The organism is Armatimonas sp., assembly GCF_031410135.1.
GTDB lineage: Bacteria > Armatimonadota > Armatimonadia > Armatimonadales > Armatimonadaceae > Armatimonas.
Genome location: NZ_JANNYP010000892.1, coordinates 1 through 6181 on the forward strand (window position 1 = coordinate 1; position 6181 = coordinate 6181).

A 6181-nucleotide genomic window follows, 5' to 3' on the forward strand; every position below is an offset into this window, starting at 1 on the left:
CAACATGATGGAGTTTATTAAGGGCTACAACGCCAAGACCGCCGACATGGCGGGCTCGATTGTGCCTGTGGTAATCACCATCTACGATGACCGCTCGTTCGTTTTCGAGACCAAGACCCCGCCTGCGTCCGACCTGCTCAAAAAAGCAGCGGGTGTACCGTCGGGCTCGGGTAATCCCAACACTGTTAAGGTCGGCTCGATCACCAAGGCACAGCTCAAAGAGATCGCCGAGAAGAAGCTTCCTGACCTCAACACCAACGATGTGGATGCGGCGATGAGTATTATCGAAGGCACGGCCCGCTCTATGGGCGTGACGATCACGGAGTAACGGAGAAAATCAATGCGAAAACAAGACCGAAAGCATGTCATCTCCGCGCGCTTCAAGACCGAAGCCGCGAAAGTGACCAAGAACACCCATTACGAGCCACTTGCCGCACTTGAGCTGGTGAAGGCAACTGCCTCCACCAAGTTCGACTCCACCGTGGATGTTGCTATTAACTTGGGTGTAGATCCTCGCCAGGGCGACCAGATGGTTCGTGGTACCACCGATCTGCCGCATGGCACGGGTAAGAGCCAGAAAGTGGCCGTCTTTGCTAAGGGCGCGAACGCCGATGCTGCCACGGCAGCCGGTGCGGACGAAGTCGGCGCGGACGAGCTGATCGCCAAGATCCAAAACGGCTGGCGCGACTTCGATGTTCTGGTGGCAACACCGGACATGATGCCCGCAGTCGGTAAGCTGGGACGTATCCTTGGACCGCGCATGCCCAACCCCAAGTCGGGCACCGTGACCACGGATGTCACCAAGGTCGTTACCGCGATCAAGAAAGCAACCCGCGTTGCTTACCGTGTGGACAAGGGTGGAATTATCCACGCTCCCATCGGTAAGGCAAGCTTTCCTGTCGAGCTGCTCAATGAGAACATGGCCGTTTTGATCAGCACCCTGGTCAAGGCCAAGCCATCGAGCTCCAAGGGCCGCTACATCCAGAAGATCACCGTCTCCTCTAGCATGGGGCCGGGGGTTAGTGTGGATGTTGCCGTCGCACAGCGCGTCGAAAAGTAGTTCGGGGTTAATCCTCAGCCGGGAGCGAGTTTCGCTCCCGGCTTTTTGTTTGCCTCAGCCAGCCCCAGAGTAAAGCGACTGCAAAGACGTGCAGTAGTAGCCCCATTAGCTGCGTCCCTCGGCTCGCTTGATACGACCAGAGCTCGGGGTAGGGGCCGGGGAAGTCAGGGAGGGTTTGAAAGACCCGCTGCGAGAGAAGCTGGAGCGCAGCAAGTGTGATCAGAAAGCTCTTAGGGAGTGCATGTGCCTCTAAGATCGCCCCAAAGAGCGCGTAAACAATCGGCATCGCCCAGTAGACAATGCGCTCCGTGTCTGAGCCACCTACCCAGCCCAGCACCAGAAAGATCGCCAGTGTCCAGGCCAGAACCGGCTGACTCTTGAGCCACTCTGCCGCTTTTCGCCAGAAGTAGATCGGTAGTACCAGCGCAGGGCCGAAGGCGATAAAGAGCCCATGGACATAAACCGGCAGTGGCTTGTTGTAAGCCCACTGTCCCACGGTGCGGGCGAAGCTGTAGCTATCGGTCTGGGTGGAGAGCAAGTGCGTCGCGACGACCCCCAATATTCCCCCCAGCAATGGCAACCACTGCCGCCCTCGGCTTACCAGAAACAGCGCCAGCGGCACGGCAACCACCGGCTCGCGGAAGAGCGCACCGAGGAAACAAAGCAGCACCAGCCTCCACTCGAACCGATCCAGCGGAACCCACCCCTGCTTCGTTCGTTCCTCACTCCGCCGACCCTCCCTTGATTCAAGGGAGGGTGGCTCGGAGCGAAGCATGAGCGGAGAGCCGGGTGGGTTCGGATGGGTTCCGTCGGGTGGCCTGCTCAGAAGCAGCGCTCCCAGCACGAAAACAAAGAGCCAGGGGTCGGTGTAGGCGGCGTAGTGGGCGGTGAAGCGGAGCGGCGCGTGCCACTGGGTGAGATAGGCAGCGATTAGAGTGAGGCGTAGCCACGGGTTTTCGATAAAGCGCCGGAGCCAGAGCGTTAGTAAGGCCGTCGAGAGCAGGCAGGCGGCAAGGTTGATGAGCTTGAAGCCAAGCAAGAGGCTCCCTGGAAAGAGCCACGCGATCAGTGCGGGCGTGCCGAGGCGAAAGGCAAATGGCCCGATGGCGCTGGGACGCTCGTGGTGGGCGATGCTCTGGGCCATCTGAAAGTAGGAAACCCCATCCCAGCCTTGGCCGTCGTGGTAGGTCAGCGGTTTCTGGAAGGCGAGGCAGAGCGCGGCCACCAGCACAAACAGTGTCGCTACAATCGCCCACTCGGTTTTCTTCGTCACAGCTTAGTTTTCGGTCGTTTCTGTAAGATTCCTGTAAACTGCTCTCGGTAGACTCGGTACATCTGTTATTGTAGGAGAGTGCTGATGAGTGAGCGAACGGAGTTCGAGTTGGTGTCTTATTTAAAGGCGCTGGTGGATTGCAGTTTGGAGCTGGGAACGACGGAGACACATGTACTGGCGGAAGCCCTGTGCCTTAGTGAGCAGACCGTGGACACGTACTGGAAGCGGATCAAAGAGGTGCTAGGAATCCAGAAGCGCCACGACGCGGTTCGTCTGGCGCGTGAGGGACGAATCGTGAGCGAATTGCCAGAAAAAAAGGGGGGGGGGGGGTAAAAAAACGAACTCGTAAGCGTTAACAATGTCCCACTTTTTGGGACTTTCTAATGATTAATTTTACGAGTACACTTGAAATAACTAAAGTGCACTCTATAGTAGTGTTCTTGATAACTAGGAGGTTGATATGTTTTCTTCGATTATCAGTTTGATCGCAGTTGTATCTATGGCACCTGCACCATCGGCAGTTGCGCGCTCCAGAGCATTTTGGGATAACTATGGCACTTGTGCTAGGAGTTATGTCCTTACACATGAAGATGAGTTTGGAAATATAGTTCCTGATTTAGATGGCGAAGGAGTATTTGGTCAAGAAATAGGTTCTGGTATCACTGGCATTGGTGTTGTTTGTCGTGGCAATATGATATCAAATGAATCTTGGTATGCAGGTAATTTAACCGCAACACTTACTAATGGAGGATCTATACAAAGTCTTACCGGCGTAAATATAAAATTTTATGTACAAGGAGAAATCAAAAATGGTGGTGTTTATGCAGCTTCATCTATAGCTATGACCTTTACTATGAATGGTGCATCAGATAGTACAGACGGTGAAGTTCCAGTTGGTAATGGTTATGCACCACCGACAAAATCAGCAGGAATTCCCTCAAGCCAAACTATTAGTATGAACCCTGGTTCTACTCTTGATGCAACCGGATATGTTTGGGGACATGCTAAAATTCCATAGAAAAACTGTTCTGATACTGCTGGCTGGGCTAATGTCTAGCCAGCGGTACTGTCGTGCTTGCCAATCTGTGGAAAAATTTACAACATTTATTTCTGAATCATCTATTAATGAAAATATAATAGATATAATAAAAAAAAATTTTATAAGAGCAAAAAAAGAAAATAATAATAGCATATGTGTTATTTATAATGATTATTCATTGAATAGAAATATACCCTCTATTGATATAAAGCATATAAATAGCTTTGTGTCGAATATTTTTAATTTAACGGATTATGATAATTATATTCTGAAAAATTATCCTAAATTTGATCTTGATGATCAGAGGAAATATGATTTTACGGAATTTTCTTTGGAAATTCGTGAGTATATAAAAAATTCTCTTTTGAAAAGTTTTTTTGCAGTAGTATTAGGAAATAAGATAATTGATTTACATCGTATCGTTCAAATCTTAGTAAATCGAGAAGGACAATTCAATGTTATTGAGATTGATAAAGATAATATTTTTTATGTCTTGAAAGGGCCTTTAGGGCCAAATAAATGGACTTGGGAATTTGTTTTTCATAATGATTTTCGATTTCAAATTGGTGGTGTGAGTTTAGCCATAGGTGAAACTCCTTTACTTGTTGGCGCATTTCCTAAAGATGAGGCTGAGATAAAAAAAATATTCTCCAAGTTTCCAAATAAACGAAGATACAATCCACAATTGATTACGGACGTCAAAAAAAAATTCGTTACAGTAGGTAACATTTTTCAGCATATATCTAAGATTGAAGGTATTGAATATGTAGTTAATGATAGTCTGTCTAAATATAAAGTACAAGTTATTGATATGGAGAAGGCCAGAATAAGCGATATAAAAAATAGTATTATAAAATTATTTGGCATTGAGATTATTCAGAGTCCTGACAAAAAGAAAATGTTTGTTTCTTATAAAAGGTTGAAACAAATTAATATCGATAACGCGAAAAATGCAATTCGGAATTATTTACCACCTCAGATAGAGCGTTTTTATAGAGATAAAAATTTAAATTACAGAAAAATTAAAAATATAAAAGACGATGTTCCTGACCGAGATTCGTCTATGAAAGCAGTTGCAGAGATGTTTGATTGTGTCAGGGATGAAGTTATTAATGGTCTTGATAACATTAGGAAAGATAAAAAGACAATTCCATTGAAAGAAATAGAAGACGATTTATTATCTAAAATAAGTCTCTTATTTTTATGTACTGTTGATATAGTAGTAAGGGGTATGGGTATAGGATTTCCTGATTGGGCTAATAGAATAGATGAGTGTAAATTTGAAAAAATATCTGAAGAAAATAAGATCATGAGCCTTGGAATTCATTACAAAAATAACTTAGTTCATGTTTTAAAACTAAAGATGCCATGAATAGCGTACGGGTACATTCCCCGGAGCTTGCTCCGCGTCCGCATGGAATGCTGAGCGAACGCATATGGTTGTTTTGTGTAGCGAGCAGCCTACGCATTCCTGGGTCATGGGCCTCAAAAAAAGCCCCCGAGAGACACCTGGAACTTGCTCCAGCGAGCGTCACGGTCTAGTTAGGCAGGAGGATATTTGATATGTCATTTTTTTTAATCGTGCCGATTCTGCTCTCTATTAATCTGAATTGCAGAGAGGAAACCGTCAATATATCTGCGCCACACATCTATCTTGGTGAGTTGCTTGAGATTGCTTCACGTCAAACGGGTGTTTTGATTGAAGCTAGTGATAAAGATGGTGCTGCTGGTGAAGAATTAGTAGCTTTTATTAAAAATAAACCAATTGATAAATTAATGAAAGATTTGTCATCTTTGTTAAGTTTGTCAGATGCTCAGTGGCAGTGGGTAAAAATAATGCGTGATGGAAAGGAGATATTTCAAATTCAACGCTCTGTACGAGCTAAAAATTTCGGAAAATTCCTTCAAAATAAAGAGGATGAAGAATTTTTAAATGGTTTGGAAACTCTTTGTAAAGAATTGCCTAGCAAAGCACCACATAGTCCTCCGTCAGATGGGACGGATGGGATTTCGTTCAATTATATTGGGTTGAAATTACTCCAGCAAATTTCCCGCTCGGAATGGAAGGCCTGTGTCGCTGAAAATAAAAAAATAAAAATATCGCCTGAGTATATATCAGATAAATTAAATACTGAGTTGAAAGAGACAACGAAAAAAAATCTCACAAATGTCTTACTATATTGATAATGTACAAAATAGACGTATGTTATTATTTGAATGTATTTCTGAATCAGGAGAGAAATCAACATATACACTTTTTGAATATCTAAAAAAAGAATCTGATAGCTTCGATAGATTAAAATTTGATTGGTTGAAAGATTCTGGAAAAACAAATATGGAAAAAGACTATCCAATATCAATGGCAAAACCGGAATATTTGGCTTCAGAGATACCACGAACTTTAGACCGATACATATCAAATTCAGTAAAATCAGCTCCTTTCTCTATGATCGGTCGTTTTAAAATTACTAGATATTCATCTACTCCATCTGAAAAGCCTAAATCCGTAAATCAGTTAATTCAGTATTTAGATGAAAAATCAGAGATTTGGTATAAATGGAATGAGGATACTCTGCTTTTGTGTGATTACTCACGTTTTTTAGATAATGATAGTAATCGCCCAGCATGGACAACTGTTAAATCTCTGAGAGTAATAATCAAGAAATCTCCAGATAATTTACTTCCTATCGACTCTCTCTTTGATTTATCAGTGAAACTAACCTCTGGTCAGCTTGATCGTCTGGGAGAAGATTTTAAAGGCTTATCCTGGGTTGCTCGTTTACAACCATTTTTTCAATATTCGCAAAAT

The 6181-nt window shown here is 44.5% G+C and carries 8 protein-coding genes; 7 read left to right on the forward strand and 1 reads right to left on the reverse strand.

Translation table 11 applies throughout. The features are described 5' to 3' along the window. Together rplK and rplA are read left to right on the forward strand one after the other, a co-directional pair. Positions 1-328, forward strand: a 328-nt coding sequence (rplK, locus tag RMO15_RS31850) for a 50S ribosomal protein L11 (protein WP_309722906.1), incomplete at its 5' end; no start/stop codon positions are given. A gap of 12 nt (positions 329-340) precedes the next feature. Beyond that, positions 341-1060, forward strand: coding sequence for a 50S ribosomal protein L1 (gene rplA, locus RMO15_RS31855; protein WP_309722909.1), 720 nt, complete (start codon positions 341-343; stop codon positions 1058-1060). A gap of 7 nt (positions 1061-1067) precedes the next feature. On the opposite strand, the gene RMO15_RS31860 is transcribed toward rplA, so the two are convergent. Then, a complete protein-coding gene (locus RMO15_RS31860; protein WP_309722912.1) occupies positions 1068-2333 on the reverse strand; it encodes a hypothetical protein in 1266 nt (421 codons plus the stop codon). Positions 2334-2417: 84 nt separating this feature from the next. Between RMO15_RS31860 and RMO15_RS31865 the strand changes: the two genes are divergently transcribed. The 5 genes from RMO15_RS31865 to RMO15_RS31885 form a co-directional block, all read left to right on the forward strand. After that, positions 2418-2666 carry a hypothetical protein gene (locus RMO15_RS31865; RefSeq protein ID WP_309722913.1) on the forward strand — a complete coding sequence of 83 codons (249 nt, stop codon included), beginning with the start codon at positions 2418-2420 and terminating at the stop codon, positions 2664-2666. A 127-nt stretch (positions 2667-2793) separates the two neighbouring features. Beyond that, a complete protein-coding gene (locus RMO15_RS31870; protein ID WP_309722916.1) occupies positions 2794-3351 on the forward strand; it encodes a hypothetical protein in 558 nt (185 codons plus the stop codon). After that, entirely contained in the window at positions 3335-4744 is a 1410-nt protein-coding gene (locus RMO15_RS31875; RefSeq protein WP_309722919.1) for a hypothetical protein, read from the forward strand. Before RMO15_RS31870 ends, RMO15_RS31875 begins: the two co-directional genes overlap by 17 nt. 191 nt (positions 4745-4935) lie before the next feature. Next, the gene (locus RMO15_RS31880; protein ID WP_309722922.1) at positions 4936-5556 is read left to right on the forward strand and encodes a hypothetical protein; all 621 of its coding nucleotides are present in this window, start codon (positions 4936-4938) and stop codon (positions 5554-5556) included. Then, a partial coding sequence (locus RMO15_RS31885; protein WP_309722925.1) for a hypothetical protein occupies positions 5540-6181 on the forward strand: 642 nt, incomplete at its 3' end. The genes RMO15_RS31880 and RMO15_RS31885, both read left to right, overlap by 17 nt.

Excerpts from the sequence above, each read along its gene's own strand:
- RMO15_RS31880 (WP_309722922.1), top strand. The coding sequence starts at position 4,936 with ATGTCATTTTTTTTAATCGTGCCGATTCTGCTCTCTATTAATCTGAAT.
- RMO15_RS31870 (WP_309722916.1), top strand. The coding sequence starts at position 2,794 with ATGTTTTCTTCGATTATCAGTTTGATCGCAGTTGTATCTATGGCACCT.
- rplA (WP_309722909.1), top strand. The coding sequence starts at position 341 with ATGCGAAAACAAGACCGAAAGCATGTCATCTCCGCGCGCTTCAAGACC.
- RMO15_RS31875 (WP_309722919.1), top strand. The coding sequence starts at position 3,335 with ATGCTAAAATTCCATAGAAAAACTGTTCTGATACTGCTGGCTGGGCTA.
- RMO15_RS31865 (WP_309722913.1), top strand. The coding sequence starts at position 2,418 with ATGAGTGAGCGAACGGAGTTCGAGTTGGTGTCTTATTTAAAGGCGCTG.